This is a genomic window from Actinoplanes sp. DH11 (genome assembly GCF_020873875.1).
GTDB lineage: Bacteria > Actinomycetota > Actinomycetes > Mycobacteriales > Micromonosporaceae > Actinoplanes.
The window spans coordinates 255963-275145 of the sequence record NZ_JAHWGU010000001.1; the positions used below are offsets into that span (position 1 = coordinate 255963).

The window sequence follows — 19183 nt, forward strand, 5'->3', positions numbered from 1 at the left end:
CCCGTGTACGAAGGTGCCATCCAGGACCTGATCGATGAGCTGGGCCGGCTGCCGGGCGTGGGCCCGAAGTCGGCCCAGCGCATCGCGTTCCACATCCTTTCCGCGGACCCGGCCGACGTGAACCGGCTGTCCGGCGCCCTGCGCAAGGTGAAGGAACTGGTTCGTTTCTGTACGACCTGTTTCAACGTGGCCGAGTCCGAGCAGTGCCGGGTCTGCCGCGACACCCGCCGTACCAATGAGGTGCTGTGTGTGGTGGAGGAGCCGAAGGATGTCGTGGCGATCGAGCGGACCGGTGAGTTCCGCGGCCGGTACCACGTGCTCGGCGGGGCGATCAACCCGTTGGAGGGCATCGGGCCGGACAACCTGAAGATCCGGGAGTTGTTGATCCGGCTCGGTACCGGTGAGGTCAAGGAGCTGATCCTGGCCACCGATCCGAACACGGAGGGTGAGGCCACCGCGACCTATTTGGGGCTGCTGGTGAAGCCGATGGGTATCGCGGTGACCCGGCTGGCGAGTGGTCTGCCGGTCGGTGGCGACCTCGAGTACGCCGATGAGATCACTCTGGGTCGGGCTTTCGAGGGCCGGCGAGCGATCTAGATCTACGTCTCGTAACGTGAATGTAACGCCAAGCGACCGGTTGCATCCGATTTGCTACTTAACTGCCGTCGACGCGGTAATTTCCGTTTGGTCGGCGTTCTAGGTCACGGTGACATCACGGGGGAGACACGGAAACATCCGCGTGGGGTCAGCGAACTTGACCCAGAGCACTCACTAGGTGAATGTTCCTCTCGATGGCGGCCACACCCGCCGTCGAGTGCCTTCGTGGCGTCGCTCTGATCTCGGTCGGCGCAGCGGAGGACGGCACTCGAGGCATGCGATAACCGATCGGTTGCCGTTCGCTACGTGGGCCATCGTCACTGCTCGGGGGATTTCCGTGTCTGCCCTGAACCGTGGCCGTGGACTCCCGTCGCCCGGCGACCGGGAGAGGACCGGCGAATAGATGTCGCTTGGCCCAGAGGCACCGATCGTCGACGAGACGACGGCGCCGACAGCCGACGCGGCTGAGGTGCGAGGCCCCGCTGAGAAGGCGATCGCGGGCCGGTCACTGAAGCAGATTGCTTGGCGCCGCCTGAAGAAGGACAAGGTCGCCATCGGCGGCGCTGTCGTCGTTCTTGTCCTTGTCGTCATCGCCATCCTGGCGCCGGTGCTGACCAAGCTCTGGGGCCACCCGATCGACGAGTGGCACCCGGATCAGGTGGATCCGACGTTCGCCACCCCGATCAACCCGTGGGGCGGCATCACCAAGGACTTCATCCTGGGTGTGGAGCCGACGACCGGGCGGGACATCTTCAGCCGGATCGTCTACGGCGCGCAGACGTCGCTGACGGTGGCGTTCCTGTCGGCGTTCCTCTCGACCATCCTGGGCGTCCTGTTCGGCGCGGCGGCCGGCTTCCTCGGCGGCTGGGTCGATTCGGTGATCAGCCGGGTGATGGACTTCCTGCTCGCCTTCCCGCAGCTGCTCTTCTCGATCGCGCTGGTCTCGGTCCTTCCGCAGGAGTTCCTCGGACTGGGCGGCCGCTGGTCGCGCGTGAGCGTGCTGATCCTGGTGATCGGCTTCTTCGGCTGGCCGTACATCGGCCGGATCGTCCGCGGCCAGACGCTCTCCCTGCGTGAGCGGGAGTTCGTCGAGGCTGCTCGCAGCATGGGCGCGCGGTCGCCACGGATCCTGTTCCGGGAGTTGTTGCCGAACCTGTCGGCGCCGATCCTCGTCTACGCGACGCTGATCATCCCGACGAACATCCTCACCGAGGCCGCTCTGAGCTTCCTCGGCGTCGGCATCCCGCCGCCCTGGCCGTCCTGGGGCGGCATGCTCTCGGACGCCGTGGCCTTCTACCAGATCGATCCCATGTTCATGATCATCCCGGGCGGAATGATCTTCATTACGGTGCTGGCCTTCAACCTCTTCGGTGACGGCCTGCGCGACGCGCTCGACCCGAAGGCCCGCTGACACAGGGGTTGGCGAAGAACATCGCATGTTTGGCGGGCCGCACGGCTCCGCTGTTCGAGGAGTAGGAGAAACGGTGTCTCGAAAGACAAGGGCGATAGCGGCAGCCGGTGTTGCTGTCGTGATGGGGCTGACCACCGCCGCGTGTGGTGGCTCGAGCAGCGACGACAACAGCAGCAACGGCAACTCCGGTGGCAAGGCCGCGTACAACGCCGCGATCACGGACGTCGTCAACCCGGCGACGACCAAGGGCGGCACGCTGAACCTGTGGAGCTCGCAGGATGCGGACTCGTGGGACCCGGCGCGTGGCTACTACGCGTTCGTCTGGAACCTGAACCGCCTTTACACGCGCAAGCTGGTCGAGTACGCCGCCGTCCCGGGCAAGGCGGGTCTGGAGCTCCAGGCAGACCTCGCCGAGGCGATGCCGACCATCAGCGCCGACAAGCTGACCTACACCTTCAAGCTGCGCAGCGGCGTGAAGTTCGACGACGGATCCCCGATCACGTCGAAGGACATCAAGTACGGCATCGAGCGGGTCTGGGCTGCGGACGTCATCAACGGCGGCCCGGTCTACCTGCCCGGCCACCTGGACCAGGGGCAGAACTACCCCGGCCCCTACAAGGACACCGACCCGAACAAGCTGGGCCTGAAGTCCGTCACCACTCCGGACGACTCGACCATCGAGTTCAAGCTGCAGAAGCCCTCCTCGGACTTCATCTACCTGCTGGCGATGCCCGGCTCCGGCCCGGTTCCGCAGAAGCGGGACACCGGCGCGCAGTACGGTTCGGCGCCGGCCGCGTCCGGCCCGTACATGTTCAAGGAAGGCGGCATCCAGCCGGGCAAGAGCGTGTCGTGGGTCCGTAACCCCAACTGGGACCAGGCCACCGACCCGATCCGCAAGGCCCTGCCGGACGCGATCAACCTGACCATCACCACCAACGCCGAGGACCTCGACGCCCGCCTGATGGCCGGCACCGCTGACCTCGACGTCGGCCAGACCGGTGTGCAGGCGGCGGCGCGGACCAAGATCCTCACCGACCCGAACATGAAGGCCAACGCGGACACCCCGACCACCGGCTTCCTCCGGTACGCGGGTCTCTCCACCTCGGTCGCCCCGTTCGACCAGATCGAGTGCCGCAAGGCGGTCATCTACGCCGCCGACCCGACCACGCTGCAGTCCGCGCGTGGTGGCCCGATCGCGGGTGGCGACATCGGCACCAGCATGCTGCCGCCGAACATCGCCGGCTCGGACGCCAAGTACGACCCGTTCAACCGGCTCCAGGGCAAGGCGCAGGTCGACAAGGCCAAGGAGGCTCTCGCCGCCTGTGGCAAGCCGAACGGTTTCGACACCATCATCGCGGTCCGCAACAACCGTGAGGCCGAGGTCAAGACCTCCGAGGCCCTCCAGGCCGCTCTGAAGGCCGTCGGCATCAACGCCAAGATCGAGCAGTACGACGGTGCCCAGCAGCCGTCCATCACCGGTGCGCCCGACAACGTGAAGCGCAAGGGCTACGGCATCATCATCGGTGGTTGGGGTGCTGACTACCCGACCGGTTCCGGTTACCTGCAGCCGCTCGCCGACAGCCGGTTCATCCCGGACAACGGCAACTACAACCTTGCTGAGATCAAGGACCCGGCGATCGACAAGCTGTTCGACGACGCCGCTGCGGAGACCGACCCGGCCAAGGCCGCGGCCATCTACAGCCAGGTCAACCAGAAGGTCATGGAAGGCGCGTACTACCTGCCGTTCGTGGTCGACAAGGCGCTCAACTACCGCAACCCGCGGCTGACGAACGTCTACGTCCACGACGCGTTCGGCATGTACGACTTCCAGGCCATCGGCGTCAGCGACGGCAAGTAAGAAGTCAGCAACGCCCTTAGCGGCAACGGGTATTTCGAAGGGTTGGTGAAGGCCGCCCGTCCTTCGGCCGAACGACGTGCTGGCTTACATCATCCGGCGGTTGGTCAACGCCGTCATTACGCTTCTCGTGGTCACGCTCGTGACCTTCGGTATCTTCTTCGGCGTACCGAAGATCACCGGTTCTGATCCCGCGCTGCTCTACATCGGCAAGACCGCCGATGCGGCGTCGATCGAGGGCATCCGCACCAAGATGGGTCTCGCGGACCCGATCCTGGTGCAGTACGGCAAGTTCCTGAAGGGCCTTGTGGTCGGCCGGGACTACGCCAACGGACCGGACGTCACGCACTGTCCCGCACCGTGCCTCGGATACTCGTTCAAGACCGACCGTGAGGTCACCCCGTTGCTGCTCAGCGAGATCCCGGTGACGCTGTCGCTGGCGATCGGCGCGGCGATCCTGTGGCTGATCATGGGTATCTCCACCGGCGTCATCTCGGCGCTGCGAAGAGGGACGTTCCTGGACCGGGCGGTGATGACGGGTGCCCTGGCCGGCGTCTCGCTGCCCATCTACTTCACCGGCCTGCTCGCCTCCGCCATCTTCATCTACTGGCTGGGGTGGCTACCACCGAGCAACTACACGCCGTTCCTGGAAAGTCCGGCCGACTGGTTCGTGTCGCTGCTGCTGCCATGGATCACGCTGGCCTTCCTGTTCTCGGCCACCTACGCCCGTCTCACCCGGGCGAACATGCTCGAGACCCTGGGCGAGGACTACATCCGGACGGCCCGGGCCAAGGGCCTGCGGGAGCGTACGGTCATCGGCAAGCACGGCCTGCGCTCCGGCCTCACCCCGATCGTCACGGTCTTCGGCCTCGACCTCGGCGCGCTGCTCGGCGGCGCGGTGCTCACCGAGGCCGTCTTCAACCTGCGTGGCCTCGGTTACCAGGCGCTCGACGCGATCCGGGCCAACGACCTCCCGGTCATCCTGGGCGTCACCATGATCGCCGCGTTCTTCATCGTCTTCGCCAACCTGGTCGTCGACCTGGTCTACGGCGTCATCGACCCGCGTGTGCGGCTGAGCTGAGGGGGAGGAACATGTCCGTCAACTCGGCGACCGCCCGCCCGTTCCTCGAGGTCAAGGACCTCACCGTCCGTTTCGAGACGGACGACGGCATCGTGCAGGCCGTCTCGGGCTCGAACTTCTCGCTCCGGGCCGGGCAGACGCTCGGCATCGTGGGCGAGTCCGGCTCCGGCAAGAGCGTCACCTCGCTCGCCCTGCTGGGCCTGCACCGCACCCGCAGCAACGCGAAGGTCACCGGCGAGATCTGGCTCGACGACAAGGAACTCGTCACCGCCACGGACGAAGAGGTCCGCAAGCTGCGCGGCGGCAAGATGTCGATGATCTTCCAGGACCCGCTGAGCGCGATGCACCCGTACTTCACGGTCGGGTCGCAGATCGTCGAGGCGTACCGGGTGCACCACCCCGACGTGAGCAAGAAGGCGGCGCGGGAGCGGGCCGTCGACATGCTCGCCCGGGTCGGCATCCCGCAGCCGGAGCGGCGTTTCCACGACTACGCCCACCAGTTCTCCGGTGGTATGCGGCAACGCGCGATGATCGCGATGGCGCTCGTCAACGACCCGAAGCTGCTGATCGCCGACGAGCCCACCACGGCACTCGACGTGACGGTGCAGGCGCAGATCCTGGACCTGATCCGGGACCTGCAAGAGGAGTTCGGCTCCGCGGTCATCATGATCACGCATGACCTGGGCGTGGTGGCCGAGCTCGCCGACGAGGTCCTGGTCATGTACGGCGGAAAGGTCATCGAGAACGGCCCGGCGATCGACCTGTTCCAGCGGCCGCAGCACCCGTACACCTGGGGTCTGCTCGGTTCCATGCCGCGTCTCGACCGTGAGGTGCGCGAGCGCCTCAACCCGGTCAAGGGTTCGCCGCCCAGCCTGATCAATCTGCCTTCCGGATGTGCTTTCCACCCACGCTGCCCCTATGCGGGGCGCAACGGGGACCGCTCGTTCAACGAGGTGCCCGTGCTGTCCGGCGGAGCCCATGGGGTCGCCTGCCACCTGCCGCCCGACCTGCGAACGAAGATCTTCCAGGAAGAAGTGGCTCCGAACCTCTGAGCGGGGAGTAATAGAACGATGAGCGAGAACCTGCTCGAGGCGACCGGGGTGCAGAAGCACTTCCCGATCACGAAGGGTCTGTTCAAGCGCCAGATCGGTGCCGTGCGCGCCGTGGACGGCATCGACCTGGAGGTCCGGGCCGGCGAGACGCTGGGCCTTGTCGGCGAGTCCGGTTGTGGCAAGTCGACGCTGGGCCGGCTCTTCACCCGGATCCTGGAGCCGACCGACGGCAAGATCGTCTTCGAGGGTGAGGACATCACCCACAAGTCGGTCACCCAGATGCGCCCGCTCCGGCGGGACGTGCAGATGATCTTCCAGGACCCGTACTCGTCGCTGAACCCGCGGCACACCATCGGGTCGATCATCGCGGCGCCGCTCCAGATCCAGAAGATCCCTACCCCGCAGGGCCTCAAGACGGCCGTGCAGGAGCTGCTGGAACTGGTCGGCCTCAACCCGGAGCACTACAACCGGTACCCGCACGAGTTCTCCGGCGGTCAGCGGCAGCGCATCGGCATCGCCCGGGCGCTCGCGCTGCGACCGAAACTGATCGTGGCGGACGAGCCGGTGTCGGCGCTTGACGTGTCGATCCAGGCGCAGGTCGTGAACCTGCTCGAGGACCTGCAGAACGAGTTCGACCTGACCTACGTGTTCATCGCGCACGACCTGTCCGTGGTGCGGCACATCTCCGACCGGGTCGCCGTGATGTACCTGGGCAAGGTCGTGGAGATCGCGGAACGGGACGAGCTGTACCGGAACCCGCGTCACCCGTACACCGTGGCCCTGATGTCGGCGGTCCCGGTGCCCGACCCGGTCCGGCGTGATCGCGCGCAGCGCGAACGCGTGCTGCTCACCGGCGACGTGCCGAGCCCGATCAACCCGCCGTCCGGCTGCCGGTTCCGCACCCGCTGCTGGAAGGCGCAGGACATCTGCGCGACCGAGGAGCCGCCGCTGGTCACGCGGGCGGACGACCCGGAGTCGCACCTGACGGCGTGCCACTTCCCGGTGGTCTCGGACGAGATCGTCGCGGGCCGCCGTCCGGCGACGACGCCTGTCTGACCTGCTCTCGCACGTCCGCCGCGGGTTCCCTACGACCAGGGGACCCGCGGCGAACTGTATTCGCGCACACCCGGCCCGGCCCGTCGTGGACCGTAGGCGCCGAGTCGTGGCGAGCCCGGCGATCAGCGGCAGTGCCAACACGACGGCCGCGGTCAGACGGGTGAGACGCACCGGCCCGACCGTAGCCGCCGTGATCAATCAGTAGATGTACTCGCAGTCCCGGATGTCGTCGACATCCCGGTTCGCCTCGCAGCTGTCGCCCGAGTCCGGGTCGTTCGCGCCACCGTCGATGATCTCCGGGAGCTCGCCGTTGCGGCCGTGCAGGGTGTCGTCGCCGTCCCCGCCGTACAGTTCGTCCCGGCCGCCGTCACCGGCGAGGTCGTCGCGGCCGCCGAGGCCGCGGATCACGTCGTTCCCGCCGTCGCCCCGGATCCAGTTGTCCTCGTCGTTGCCGGTGAGGGTGTCCGCGCCGCCGGAGCCGACGATCTTCTCCACGTCGGCGCCGACCGTGTCTCCCTCGCCCGCCCGGCCGTCGTCGCCGGCTGAGCCGTCCAGGTCGACGGTGACCGGGCCGTCGACGTACCGGTAGTCGACCTCGTCGGGGCCGTCGCCACCGATGAGGACGTCCGCGAACTCCGCCGACCGGTCGTTCCGGTACGTGGAGTCGCGGTCGTTCTCGGTGCCGTACAGCACGTCGGATTCGTCACCACCGTCGAGGCGGTCCGAGCCGTAGCCGCCGTAGAGGAAGTCGAGACCACTGTTTCCGGAGATGTGGTCGTCGCCGAGACCGCCGCTGAGGATGTCGTCGCCGAGACCGCCGTCGATCACGTCCTTCCCGCCCATGCCGAACAGTTCGTCGTCAGCCTTCCGGCCGGTCAGGCGGTCGTTGCCGGCCCCGCCGGAGATCCGGCCGATGTCGGCCGAGATGGTGTCGCGCTCACCGGACCGGCCGTCGTCACCGGACACGCCGTCCGCGTCGGCGGTGATCGCCTGCGTCCCGCCGTAGACGACGGCGTCGAACTGTTCGACGAGTACGCCGTCATTGGTCGGGGAGCCGCCGCCGACGTAGAGGTCGGCATCCGGAACCCGCGGGTCGAAGGACGTCTCCTCGACGAACACCTCGACTCCCGGGCCACCGTAGAGGCGGTCGTTGCCGGTGCCGCCGGCGAGCGACACGATGCTGATCCCGCCTCGGAGCACGTCGTTGCCGCGGCCGCCGTGCAGGTACGAGCCGTAGCCGCCACCGGCGAGCGTGTCGTTGCCGTCCTCGCCGCGGATCGTGTCCTTGGCCGGCCCGCCGGTGAGCCTGTCGTTGCCGGTGCCGCCGTACAGGAGGTTCTTGCCGCTCGCGCCGGTCACCGTGTCGTTGCCCGGCCCCGCCCAGACGGAGTCGTCGCCGGCCTCGCCGGCGATCGTGTCGGCACCGTCGCCGCCGGCGAGCCGGTCGTTGCCGACGCTGCCCGCGATCCGGTCGTTGCCGGCGTCACCGGTGAGCCGGTCGTTGCCGCTTTCCCCAGCGAGGGCGTCGTCACCTGCACCGCCGTAGGCGTTGTCGTCGCCCGGGCCACCGCGCAGGGTGTCGTTGCCGGCCCGCCCGGAGACAGTGTCGTTGCCGCTGTCGGCGTTGATGCGGTCCACACCGCTGCCGCCGGTGATCTTGTCGTTGCCGGCGCCGCCGTAGACCACGCTCGGGATGGCGGTCTTGTTGACCAGGACGTCGTTGCGGTCGCCGAGCGTGACGTGCACCTGTGCCGGGTTCTTGGCGGTGGTGCACCGGACCTTGGTCTTGTCCTTCTTGACCGGCTTGCAGCCCTTGCCGGCCTTGATCGTGACGCGGTCGTCGATCGTCACCATGCGGCCGGAGCGCGTCACGACGACGTTGTTGAGGCGACCCGCGCCCGCCTTGAGAACGACCTTGGAACCGGAGACCGACGCGACACCGGTGCCCGCCGCGAAGGCCGGCGTGGCGACCACACCGACCGCGACCGTGGTGAGAAGCGTGACGCCGGCACGTGTGAGCCATTGGGCTCGTGACATGGAATCCTCCCCCGTGAAGTATCCGAGGCATGATCGCGCTCCAAGATGGACAGCGGGTGAAGGCGACGCTGACCTCGTCGGTCATCACGCCCTCTGAACGAGCTCGCAGTCGTACTCCCCATACCGGTGATCTCCTCGGCGGAGATCGATGCCTTCACCGCCGTCGAGGATGAACGACAGCGGTGATCGTTGGGTTCTCATCTCCACGGGACCTGCGGCGAGCTGTAGAACCGCACCCCCTGCCGGGCCCAGCGCGGGCCGTAGGCGCCGAGCCGCTCCCGGAACCACCCCCAGTCCTGACGCGATCGCGGCGACCAGCCCAGCTCGGCGAGCGCCACCAGCCGCGGGAATGCCAGGAACTCGATGTCGCCCAGATCCCGCAAGGTCTCCGACCAGAGCGGCGCCTCAACCCCCAGGACCATCTCTTCGGGTACGGGTGGGAGCAGCGCCCCCGGGTCCCAGGAGTACGCGTCCCGCACCTCGGTGGTGCCCGCCCAGTGCAGCCCGCCCGGCGTGAGCAGGTCGTACTGCATGTCCAGGTAGGCCCGGTCCGCCGGCGACATGACCACCCGCCCGGTGTGCTCGCCGAGTTCCTTCTCGTGGTTCCAGTACTGGACGACCGCGTCCGGCCGGGCCGCCGCGATCTCCTGCCAGCCGATCGCGGTCTTCCCGTACTTCGCCGCCATCGGGATCACCCGCCGCACGAACGCCAGGTAGTCGGCGTGCGGCGTGGAATGCGCCTCGTCACCGCCGAGGTGCAGATAGGGGCCGGGTGTCATCGCGGCCAGCTCGCGGATCACGTCCTCCGCGAACCGGTAGGTGACCTCCTTGCCGGCGCAGAGCGAGCTGTAGCCGACCCGGATGTCGATGCGCGGCTTCGGCGCGACACCGTCGCAGGTCAACTCGGGGTAGGCGACCTGGGCCGCGTTGACGTGACCCGGCATGTCGATCTCCGGGACGATCGTGACGTGCCGTTCGGCGGCGTAGCCGACCAGGTCCCGGTAGTCGTCCTTGGTGAGGTGGCCGCCGCCGATCCCGCGGACGCCGGTGCCGGTCGCGCCGCCGACCGCGGTGAGCCGGGGCCAGCTGTCGATCTGGATGCGCCAGCCCTGGTCGTCGGTGAGATGCAGGTGCAAATAATTGATCTTGAAGCGGCTGATCTGGTCGATGTAGCGCTTCACCTCGTCCGGCGTGTGGAAGTGCCTGGCCAGGTCGAGCATCGCGCCCCGGTAGGCGAAACGGGGCCGGTCCTCGATCCGCCCACCCGGGATGATCCACTCCCGGTCCTGGACGGTCCGCGACTCGATCTCCGGCGGGAGGAGCTGGCGGAGCGTCTGCACGCCGTTGAACAGGCCGGCGGTGGTGCCGGCGCGCAGATCGACCCGGTCGCCGCGGACGTCCAGGGTGTAGCTCTCGCCCGTACCCTCGCCCTCGAGGATCAGATTGACGGCGTTCGCCGCCGGGCCGCGCGCGAGCGGCAGCGGGAAGCCGGTGGCCGGCCGCAGAGCCCCGGCGAGCCGCTCGGCCTCGGCACCCGCACCGGTGATCACCGTGGACGCGGTCAGGCGGAACGACTCGGCGCCGGGCGTCGCCGACGCGGGCGCGGGGAGCACGCTGATCAGGGAGATCTCCAGCGGCTCCGGGGCCGGACCGGCGTCGGCCGTGGCGACGGCGAGAGGAAGGGCCAGAAACACGGCGACGGCCGGGCGGGTGACACGCACCCGCCCGACCGTACCGAGGTGGATCAATGTCAGTCGTTGATGAGGTCCTTCACCGTCGATGACGTCGTTGCCGCCCTCGCCGTAGATCCAGTCCCCGTGACCGCAGCCGTAGAGGGTGTCGTTGCCCGCGCTGCCGCGCAGCTTGTCACCGCGAGCCCCGGTTCCGGCGAGGATCTCGGCGTCGGTGGGCAGGGTGTCACCCTCGGTGGAATGGTCGTCGTCGCCCTTGACCCCGTTGAGGCTGGCGGCGACGGAGTCCGTGTTCCGGTACGAGTAGTTCACGAAGTCGTTGCCGTCGCCGCCGTGGATCCGGTCGTTGCCGGCGTAGCCGAGGATGCGGTTGTTGCCGCGGTGACAATACGACGGAACGGCACCGTTCCGCCGTCCCGAACAGATCCCTAACTTCTGGTTAACCCTCTGGCCGATTCAGCAGCCCGACGGCAATCGCGTGCACAGCGTCCAAATCGGACGGATCGGCGAGGTTGGCACTGGCGCCGGTGACCCCGTACCACTCCTCCGCGTCCTTGTACTGAACGCTCAGCGCGACCTTGCCGTCGGCGAAGGTGCTGCGCAGCGTCAGCTCACCCGTGACCACGCCGACCTCGTCGGTCATCACGCCGCCCGGGCCGGGCACTATGTCGGTGGACTTGGTCTGCTCGGAATCGGTCATCCGCAGGTCTCCAGCATGTCGTTGAGCGCCGTCTTCTCGGCGTCCGTGACGGTCAGCTCCCAGTAGCTCTTCACGGTTACCCAGTCCACAGCGTAGGTGCACCAGCTGTCCCGGGCGGTCGGTTTCCAGGTCGACGGGTCCTGATCGCCCTTCGACCGGTTGGAGCTCGCCGAGACCGCGATCAGCTGCGGGCGGTCCAGGTCGTTGGCGAAGTCGCTGCGCTTGTCGTTGTCCCACTTCGCGGCGCCGGACCGCCACGCGTTCGCCAGCGGCACCATGTGGTCGATGTCCACCTTGGTCGGTGAGTTCAGCACCTGGTCGTCGTAGATGCTGCGCCAGCTGCCGGCGACCACGTTGCAGCCGGACCGCTTCACCTTGTCGCCGTCACGCTCCAGCACCGAGTCGCGGACGTCGCAGTTGTCCCCGGTGTCCCGCCAGTGCGGGAACTTCTCCCGGGAGTAACCGCGCATGCTGCCGGCCTTGGCCACGGTCAGCGCGTCCAGCTGGGCGCGGGCGTCGGCGGACTCGACGGGGGGCGTCTGCCCGGTGGACGAACCGGGGTCGTCGACGACCTCACAACCGGTCAGCGCGAGAGAGACGGCGAGAAGGAACGGGACCAAGCGGGGGGTTTTTCCTGGCACGGCGCCAGCCTAAGTGCGATCCCCGCGTGCCGCCCGGTGGCGGCACGCGGGGGTGAAACTCAACGCGCGCGGTTTACCGCGCTGGTCACCGCTTTGATGGAGGCGCTGACGATGTTGGAGTCGATGCCGACGCCCCAGAAGCTGGCGTCGCCCACCTGTACCTCGACGTAGGCGGCGGCCTGCGCGTCGCCACCCGAGGTCAGGGCGTGCTCCTGGTAGTCCAGCACCCGGGCGCTGATCCCGAGCGGCTCGACGGCCTGCACGAAGGCGGCGATCGGGCCGTTGCCGACACCGGCCAGCGGCCGGCGCACCCCGCGGTGGAACACCTCGACGTCGATCTCGACCTTGCCGTCCACAGTGGCGGTGCTGTAGTTCTCCACGGTGAACGCCGGGGTCGCCTGGTGCTCCACCAGGTATTCGCCGGCGAAGATGTCCCACATCTGCTGCGGTCCGACCTCGCCACCCGCCGAATCGGTGTGGTGCTGCACCACACCGGAGAACTCGATCTGCAGCCGGCGCGGCAGGTCGAGCTTGTGCTCCTCCTTCATGATGTACGCCACCCCGCCCTTGCCGGACTGCGAGTTGACCCGGATGACGGCCTCGTAGGTCCGCCCCACGTCCTTCGGGTCGATCGGCAGGTACGGCACGCCCCAGGTGAAGTCGTCGATCGGCGTGCCGGCGGAGTCCGCGTCGGCCTGCAGCGCGGTGAAGCCCTTCTTGATCGCGTCCTGGTGCGAACCGGAGAACGCGGTGTAGACCAGGTCACCCGCGTACGGGTGGCGTTCGTGCACCGGCAGCTGGTTGCAGTACTCGACGGTCCGCTTGATCTCGTCGATGTCGGAGAAGTCCACCTGCGGGTCGATGCCCTGCGAGAACAGGTTGAGGCCCAGCGTGACCAGGTCGACGTTGCCGGTGCGCTCACCGTTGCCGAACAGGCAGCCCTCGATCCGGTCGGCGCCGGCCAGCAGACCCAGCTCGGCGGCGGCCACCGCGGTGCCCCGGTCGTTGTGCGGGTGCAGGCTCAGCACCACGCTGTCGCGCCGCGGCAGATTGCGGTGCATCCACTCGATCGAGTCGGCGTAGACGTTCGGGGTGGCCATCTCGACGGTGGCCGGCAGGTTGATGATCAGCGGCCGGTCCGGCGTGGGGTCGATCACGTCGATCACGGCCGAGCAGATCTCCAGCGCGTAGTCGAGCTCGGTGCCGGTGTACGACTCCGGCGAGTACTCGTAGAAGATCTCGGTGTCCGGCGTGTGGATCTCGGCGTACTTCTGGCAGAGCCGGGCGCCGGTCGTCGCGATGTCGGTGATGCCATCTTTGTCCAGCCCGAACACCACGCGCCGCTGCAGCGTCGACGTCGAGTTGTAGAAGTGCACGATGGCGCGCTTGGCACCCCGGATCGACTCGAAGGTCCGGTCGATCAGGTGCTCCCGGCACTGCACCAGCACCTGGATGGTCACGTCGTCCGGGATCAGGTCCTGCTCGATCAGCTGGCGGACGAAGTCGTAATCGGTCTGGCTGGCAGCCGGGAACCCGACCTCGATCTCCTTGTAACCCATCTTCACCAGCAGCATGAACATCCGCCGCTTGCGTTCCGGGGACATCGGGTCGATCAGGGCCTGATTGCCGTCGCGCAGATCGACCGCACACCAGCGGGGGGCACTGCCGACCACGCGCGAGGGCCACTGACGGTCGGTCAGCGGGATCGGGAACTGCTTCTGGTACGGCTCGTAGCGCTGGAACGGCATGGCGCTCGGGCGCTGCGTGGCGATGTTCGGCGTGGCGGTCTCGACGGACGCGCCCGGCGTGGTGGTTTCGGACATGTGACTGCTCCAGTCAGGAAGAAGACGAGCAGGCGGCGCGAGTCACCTCCGCGACGAGGTGCCGGCCTGGGATGGGGCCTCGTCGCGGCAGAGAAGGAGAAGGTTCGCCTGCCACATGTCGTCACCGACGTTACGTGATCAGTTTCGACGTGGCTAATGGAACGACCGGATCGTGGGAAGTGTGATCGATCAACTCGGCCCGGCGGACGGCTGGAGCTGGGGGAGCGGGGGCGGCGCCTGGGTGACCGGCGGCGGTGCGTCCATGCCGAGCGGCAGGCCGGACACCACCGGCCCCGGCAGCTGCACCGTCGGCGGCGCGTCGATGTGCTTGACCAGCTTCAACACCCCGAAGTTCACCCGGGCCGCAGTGAGCAGCCCGTCCGGCGCGTAGCAGTAGATGCCCACGTCGACCGGCGCGTCCAGGCCGGCCGCGACCGAGTCGACCGAGTAACAGCTGCCCTGCGCGCCGTCCAGCGGCTGCACCGCGGAGACCGCGAGGGCCTCGTGCCGGTCGGTGAACGCCGGCAGCCACTGCCGGAACAGCCGCTGCACCCGCGGGTCGTACTTGCCGGGCACCTTGTCACCACGCTCGGCGACCAGGACGCAGGAGGGCGCCAGGCCGAGGGAGCACTGGTGCAGGCCGGCGGCGGTACGCACGACCGACACGTCGGCGGTGCCGGCCTGCGCCCCGCGCGGGATGTCGACCCGCCAGGTGCCGTCGGCCGCCACCGTCGCGATCACGTTGCGCGGCTGGCCGTCGCCGACCTCCCAGGTGTAGAGGGCGGCGTAGCGCCGGTCCAGGGCGAGCGCGGCCAGCCCGGCCAGGGCGTCGGAGCCGTCCGCCGACGGCACGGACACGGCGGAGGCAGCCGGCGAGCTGGGCGCCGCCTCCTGCGTGTCACCGGAGCAGGCCGCGGTCAGGCCCAGCGCCAGCAGCGTGATGACAAACGCGAAACGGCGCACCGGGTCATTCTGGCCGGGCCCCGCCACACCCGGCTCCAGCGGGCCCCGGCGTGTCGCGGCCCGGGTGGCCGGAATCTGGGATCGCCTGTCGAGCGGCGCCGCCAGCGCCGCTAGGGTGGTCAGGACTGCCCTGGAAGGAATGGTTTTGCCGTGGCTCTAGTGGTGCAGAAGTACGGTGGTTCATCGGTGGCGACCGCCGAGCGCATCAAGCGCGTGGCCGAGCGCATCGTGGCCGCCCGCAAGGCCGGTGACGACGTCGTGGTCGTCGTCTCGGCGATGGGCGACACCACCGACGAGCTGATGGACCTGGCCAATCAGGTCAGCCCTCTGCCGCCGGGCCGCGAGCTGGACATGCTGCTCACCTCCGGCGAGCGGATCTCGATGGCCCTGCTGGCCATGGCGATCCACAACCTGGGGTACGAAGCCCGCTCCTACACCGGTTCGCAGGCCGGCGTGCTCACCACCTCGGTGCACGGCAAGGCCCGGATCATCGACGTCACGCCCGGCCGGCTGCGCACCGCGCTGGACGAGGGCGCGATCGCGATCGTCGCCGGCTTCCAGGGTGTCTCGCAGGACACGAAGGACATCACCACGCTGGGCCGGGGCGGCTCGGACACCACCGCCGTGGCGCTGGCCGCGGCCCTGCACGCGGATGTCTGCGAGATCTACACCGACGTGGACGGCGTCTTCACCGCCGACCCGCGGATCGTGCCGAACGCCAAGCACATCAAGCAGATCACCTACGAGGAGATGCTGGAGCTGGCGGCCGGCGGTGCAAAGGTGCTGATGTTGCGATGCGTGGAGTACGCGCGCCGCTTCAAGGTGCCGATCCACGTACGCTCTTCGTACTCGCACAAAGAAGGCACGCTCGTCACCGGATCGATGGAGGACCCTGCTGTGGAGCAAGCACTGATCACCGGGGTCGCTCACGACCGCAGCGAAGCCAAGATCACGATCGTGGGTGTCCCGGACGAGCCGGGTTCGGCCGGCCGCATCTTCGAGACCGTCGCCCAGGCCGAGATCAACATCGACATGATCGTGCAGAACGTCTCCACCGAGGGCACCGGGCGCACCGACATCTCGTTCACCCTGCCCAAGGCGGACGGGCCGAGCGCGATGTCGGCGCTCGACAAGATCAAGGACCAGATCAAGTTCAAGAGCCTGCTCTTCGACGACCACGTGGGCAAGGTCTCGCTGATCGGCGCGGGCATGCGCTCGCACCCGGGCGTCGCGGCGGCCTTCTTCGCCTGCATCGGCGCGGCCGGCGTCAACATCGAGATGATCTCCACGTCGGAGATCCGGGTGTCGGTCGTCTGCCGGGACACCGATCTGGACACCGCCGTCCGTGCCGTTCACGATCAATTCGACCTCGGGGGCAACGAGGAGGCAGTCGTCTACGCGGGCACCGGCCGGTAACCCGGACGATGGCGCAGCCCGCGCTCGCCGTCGTCGGAGCCACGGGCTCCGTCGGTTCCGTCATGCTCGAGCTGCTCTCGTCCCGGCGCAACGTCTGGGGCGAGATCCGGCTCATCGCTTCCACCCGATCGGCCGGCAAGGTGCTCACCTGCCGCGGTGCGGAGCTGACCGTCCGGGAGTTGACCCCGGAAGCCTTCGACGGCGTCGACGTGGCGATGTTCGACGTGCCCGACGACGTCTCGGCTCAGTGGGCGCCGATCGCGGCCGCCCGCGGCGTCATCGTGGTCGACAACTCGGCCGCCTTCCGGATGGAACCGGACGTGCCGCTGATCGTCCCGGAGGCCAACCGGGAGGTCCTGGGCTACCGGCCGCGCGGCATCGTGTCCAGCGCCAACTGCACCACCGCCGCGATGATCATGGCGGTGGCGCCGCTGCACCACGAGTACGGGCTCCGGGAGCTGGTGCTCGCGTCCTACCAGTCCGCGTCCGGTGCCGGCCAGGTCGGCGTCGACACGCTGCACGACCAGCTCACCAAGGTGGCCGGTGACCGGTTGCTCGGTTCCCGCCCGGGCAACGTACGCCAGGCTGTCGGTGATGATCTCGGACCGTTCCCGGCGCCGATCGCGCTCAACGTGGTCCCCTGGTCGGGTGACCTGGCCCCGCTCGGCTGGTCCTCCGAGGAACTCAAGCTCCGCAACGAGTCCCGGAAGATCCTCGGGCTGCCCGCCCTCAAGGTCTCCGCCACCTGCGTCCGCGTCCCCGTCGTCACCGGTCACTCGATCGCCGTGCACGCCGTCTTCGCCGCCGAGGTGACCGCCGACGGCGCCCGCCAGGTGCTCCGCAACGCGCCCGGCGTGATCGTGGTCGACGACCCGGAGTCCGGCGAGTTCCCGATGCCCATCGACGCGGTCGGCACCGACCCGTCGTGGGTGGGCCGGATCCGCCGGGCGATGGACGACCCGCGCGCCCTGTCGTTCTTCGTCACCGGGGACAACATGCGCAAAGGTGCCGCCCTCAACACGGTTCAGATCGCCGAACTGCTGGCCGCGGAGATCAGCAAGAAGGCGGAGAGGGGCGACCGATGACCGCCGGTACCGGTGGCGCCGCTACCGACATCTGCGAGGTCGTCATCACGGCCGCCGACCCCGAGTGGCTCGCCGGCTTCACCCGGCGCCTGGTCGACGACCGCCTCGCCGCCTGCGGGCAGCAGATCGCGGCGATCCGGTCGATCTACCACTGGGACGGCGCGGTCCAGGACGAGCCCGAGGCGCGGGTCGCCCTGCACACCCGGCTCGACCTCGTCGGCCGGATCGTCGAGCGGGCGGACGCCGAGCATCCCTACGACGTCCCCTGTGTCCTGGCGCTGCCGATCCTGGCCGCGAACCCGGCCTACCTGGAGTGGGTGCGCCAGGAGACGATCGCGGCCGGCTGAGCGGCTCTCGGCGTGGCCGAGCGGCTCGCGGACTGGCCGGCGGCCCTCAGGCCTGGCCGACGGCTCGCGGACTGGCCGACGGCTCGCGGACTGGCCGGCGGCCCGCGGCTCTCGGCCTGGCCGGCGGCCGTCGCACGGCCGCCGGCGGTCGGTGCTCTACTCGGCGGCCGCGTCCAGGTCGGCGCGGGTCAGCAGGGCGCGCAGGGTGATGCCCTCGGCGGCGAGGGCCTGTGCGCCGCCCTCCTGCCGGTCGATCACGCAGACGGCGTGGTCGACGTGGGCGCCGAGGCGGCGCAGGTCGTTCGTGGAGAGCACCACCTGGCCGCCGGAGGTGACCACGTCCTCGACGATCAGGACGCGCCGGCCGGCCACTTCGGCGCCTTCGGCGAGGCGAGCGGTGCCGTACTTCTTCGCCTGCTTGCGCACGAACGCGGTGGGCAGACCGGCGTGCCGGGCCAGGGCGGTGACGACCGCGATGCCGCCCATCTCGAGGCCGGCGAGCACCTCGGTGCCCTCGGGGATCAGCACGGCCAGCTGTTCGGCCAGCTTGTCGAGGAGAACCGGGTCGGCCTCGAACTGGTACTTGTCGAAGTATTCGGTCGCGGTACGGCCGGAGCGCAGAGTGAATTCGCCGGTCAGCCGGCTCACAGTGCGAACCTGGCGGGCGAGGTCGGAGTCAGTCACAAGGACTCAGCTTGTCAGGCCGTCCCCGAGGGCCGTACGTCACCCCTTCCCGTCACCCGTAGAGGTACTTGCTCCATGCAATACCGCAAAGTATGTCCTTTTGGGGTACTTTTCGCCTAATTAGTGGCTTGCGCCCGGAAGGATAGTTCTGTGACACCCTTCGCGATGCTCTTCCTGCTCGCCCTCGCCGGCTCCTCGTGCTTCGCGCTCGGCCGGGCCCTCGGCCGAGGCGAACGCTACGAGCGTGGCTACCGGGAGGGCTTCCGCGACGGCGAGACCGGCTCCCTCGCCCGAGCCACCCGCCTCATGCAGCTCGGCGACCGGCCGTCCGTCGCGCCCGCCGTGGAGCAGATGATCGGCCCCTACACGGTCCCCGCGCAGATGGCCCCCCGAACCATGCCGCCCCGGCCGCAACTCGCCGTCTGAGAGATCTGAGCGGCTTTTCGGCCCTGCTCCGCCCGCACCCCGCCGCCCGGGTGCGGGCGGTTGCGTGTCCGGGACGGGACGCGCGGTGCGGGCGGTGGCGTGTCCGGGAGGGGACGCGCGGTGCGGGCGGTGGCGTGTCCGGGAGCGATCGGTCACCCGTACGCCAGAAGGCCCGGAAATGGCGGAAGGCCCGGTCTGCCTTGTCGGCGAACCGGGCCTTACCAGCAACCACGTGGTCGGGGTGGCGGGATTTGAACCCACGGCCTCTTCGTCCCGAACGAAGCGCGCTACCAAGCTGCGCCACACCCCGAGCTGCGA

The 19183-nt window shown here is 68.8% G+C and carries 17 protein-coding genes, 1 tRNA gene and 1 pseudogene; 10 read left to right on the forward strand and 9 right to left on the reverse strand.

The features are described from left to right. Positions 1–3: 3 nt before the first annotated feature. The 6 genes from recR to LPA41_RS01315 all read left to right on the forward strand — a co-directional run bounded on the left by recR (position 4) and on the right by LPA41_RS01315 (position 7052). A complete protein-coding gene (gene recR, locus LPA41_RS01290; RefSeq protein WP_229067681.1) occupies positions 4–597 on the forward strand; it encodes a recombination mediator RecR in 594 nt (197 codons plus the stop codon). A gap of 403 nt (positions 598–1000) precedes the next feature. Continuing rightward, on the forward strand, positions 1001–2008 hold the full coding sequence (locus LPA41_RS01295; RefSeq protein WP_229067683.1) for an ABC transporter permease: 1008 nt from the start codon (positions 1001–1003) through the stop codon (positions 2006–2008). Positions 2009–2081: 73 nt separating this feature from the next. Next, complete coding sequence (locus tag LPA41_RS01300; RefSeq protein WP_229067685.1) at positions 2082–3866, forward strand: ABC transporter substrate-binding protein; 1785 nt, start codon at positions 2082–2084, stop codon at positions 3864–3866. Between the two features lie 76 nt (positions 3867–3942). Beyond that, a complete protein-coding gene (locus LPA41_RS01305) occupies positions 3943–4944 on the forward strand; it encodes an ABC transporter permease (protein WP_229067686.1) in 1002 nt (333 codons plus the stop codon). A gap of 11 nt (positions 4945–4955) precedes the next feature. Further along, a complete protein-coding gene (locus LPA41_RS01310) occupies positions 4956–5996 on the forward strand; it encodes an ABC transporter ATP-binding protein (protein WP_229067687.1) in 1041 nt (346 codons plus the stop codon). Between the two features lie 18 nt (positions 5997–6014). After that, complete coding sequence (locus LPA41_RS01315) at positions 6015–7052, forward strand: ABC transporter ATP-binding protein (RefSeq protein ID WP_229067689.1); 1038 nt, start codon at positions 6015–6017, stop codon at positions 7050–7052. A 198-nt stretch (positions 7053–7250) separates the two neighbouring features. Here the strand turns inward: LPA41_RS01315 and LPA41_RS01320 are convergent, their stop codons facing one another. The 7 genes and pseudogenes from LPA41_RS01320 to LPA41_RS01345 all read right to left on the reverse strand — a co-directional run bounded on the left by LPA41_RS01320 (position 7251) and on the right by LPA41_RS01345 (position 14907). After that, the gene (locus LPA41_RS01320) at positions 7251–9089 is read right to left on the reverse strand and encodes a calcium-binding protein (protein ID WP_229067691.1); all 1839 of its coding nucleotides are present in this window, start codon (positions 9087–9089) and stop codon (positions 7251–7253) included. Positions 9090–9286: 197 nt separating this feature from the next. Beyond that, positions 9287–11092 (reverse strand): family 20 glycosylhydrolase, encoded by a 1806-nt coding sequence (locus tag LPA41_RS01325; RefSeq protein ID WP_229067693.1) that lies wholly within the window; start codon positions 11090–11092, stop codon positions 9287–9289. Positions 11093–11095: 3 nt separating this feature from the next. Further along, positions 11096–11236: pseudogene (locus LPA41_RS43180) on the reverse strand (hypothetical protein); the annotation flags it as partial. Continuing rightward, positions 11220–11480: a hypothetical protein gene (locus LPA41_RS01330; RefSeq protein ID WP_374238088.1), complete on the reverse strand. Its 261-nt coding sequence runs from the start codon at positions 11478–11480 to the stop codon at positions 11220–11222. The pseudogene LPA41_RS43180 and the gene LPA41_RS01330, both read right to left, overlap by 17 nt. Further along, positions 11477–12121, reverse strand: a complete 645-nt coding sequence (locus LPA41_RS01335) for an HNH endonuclease family protein (RefSeq protein ID WP_229067695.1) — start codon at positions 12119–12121, stop codon at positions 11477–11479. Before LPA41_RS01335 ends, LPA41_RS01330 begins: the two co-directional genes overlap by 4 nt. 59 nt (positions 12122–12180) lie before the next feature. Next, complete coding sequence (gene leuA / locus LPA41_RS01340; protein WP_229067698.1) at positions 12181–13944, reverse strand: 2-isopropylmalate synthase; 1764 nt, start codon at positions 13942–13944, stop codon at positions 12181–12183. Between the two features lie 189 nt (positions 13945–14133). Beyond that, positions 14134–14907, reverse strand: coding sequence for a hypothetical protein (locus LPA41_RS01345; RefSeq protein ID WP_229067700.1), 774 nt, complete (start codon positions 14905–14907; stop codon positions 14134–14136). Positions 14908–15057: 150 nt separating this feature from the next. Between LPA41_RS01345 and LPA41_RS01350 the strand changes: the two genes are divergently transcribed. Genes LPA41_RS01350 through cutA form a run of 3 tightly spaced genes read left to right on the forward strand, consistent with a single transcriptional unit; the run spans position 15058 to position 17755 of the window. Then, positions 15058–16323, forward strand: coding sequence for an aspartate kinase (locus tag LPA41_RS01350; protein WP_229067701.1), 1266 nt, complete (start codon positions 15058–15060; stop codon positions 16321–16323). 8 nt (positions 16324–16331) lie between these two features. Then, the gene (locus tag LPA41_RS01355) at positions 16332–17408 is read left to right on the forward strand and encodes an aspartate-semialdehyde dehydrogenase (protein WP_229067704.1); all 1077 of its coding nucleotides are present in this window, start codon (positions 16332–16334) and stop codon (positions 17406–17408) included. Beyond that, positions 17405–17755 (forward strand): divalent-cation tolerance protein CutA, encoded by a 351-nt coding sequence (cutA, locus tag LPA41_RS01360; RefSeq protein WP_229067705.1) that lies wholly within the window; start codon positions 17405–17407, stop codon positions 17753–17755. Before LPA41_RS01355 ends, cutA begins: the two co-directional genes overlap by 4 nt. 156 nt (positions 17756–17911) lie before the next feature. Here cutA and pyrE read toward each other — a convergent pair whose 3' ends face one another. After that, entirely contained in the window at positions 17912–18439 is a 528-nt protein-coding gene (pyrE, locus tag LPA41_RS01365) for an orotate phosphoribosyltransferase (protein ID WP_229067710.1), read from the reverse strand. A 150-nt stretch (positions 18440–18589) separates the two neighbouring features. Between pyrE and LPA41_RS01370 the strand changes: the two genes are divergently transcribed. Continuing rightward, the gene (locus tag LPA41_RS01370; RefSeq protein ID WP_229067712.1) at positions 18590–18865 is read left to right on the forward strand and encodes a hypothetical protein; all 276 of its coding nucleotides are present in this window, start codon (positions 18590–18592) and stop codon (positions 18863–18865) included. A gap of 233 nt (positions 18866–19098) precedes the next feature. On the opposite strand, the gene LPA41_RS01375 is transcribed toward LPA41_RS01370, so the two are convergent. After that, a tRNA-Pro gene (locus LPA41_RS01375) sits at positions 19099–19175 on the reverse strand. Positions 19176–19183: the final 8 nt, after the last annotated feature.

Coding starts and splice junctions, on each gene's coding strand:
- leuA (WP_229067698.1), bottom strand. CDS start 13,944: ATGTCCGAAACCACCACGCCGGGCGCGTCCGTCGAGACCGCCACGCCG.
- LPA41_RS01330 (WP_374238088.1), bottom strand. CDS start 11,480: ATGACCGATTCCGAGCAGACCAAGTCCACCGACATAGTGCCCGGCCCG.
- LPA41_RS01355 (WP_229067704.1), top strand. CDS start 16,332: ATGGCGCAGCCCGCGCTCGCCGTCGTCGGAGCCACGGGCTCCGTCGGT.
- cutA (WP_229067705.1), top strand. CDS start 17,405: ATGACCGCCGGTACCGGTGGCGCCGCTACCGACATCTGCGAGGTCGTC.
- LPA41_RS01310 (WP_229067687.1), top strand. CDS start 4,956: ATGTCCGTCAACTCGGCGACCGCCCGCCCGTTCCTCGAGGTCAAGGAC.
- LPA41_RS01320 (WP_229067691.1), bottom strand. CDS start 9,089: ATGTCACGAGCCCAATGGCTCACACGTGCCGGCGTCACGCTTCTCACC.
- LPA41_RS01315 (WP_229067689.1), top strand. CDS start 6,015: ATGAGCGAGAACCTGCTCGAGGCGACCGGGGTGCAGAAGCACTTCCCG.
- LPA41_RS01295 (WP_229067683.1), top strand. CDS start 1,001: ATGTCGCTTGGCCCAGAGGCACCGATCGTCGACGAGACGACGGCGCCG.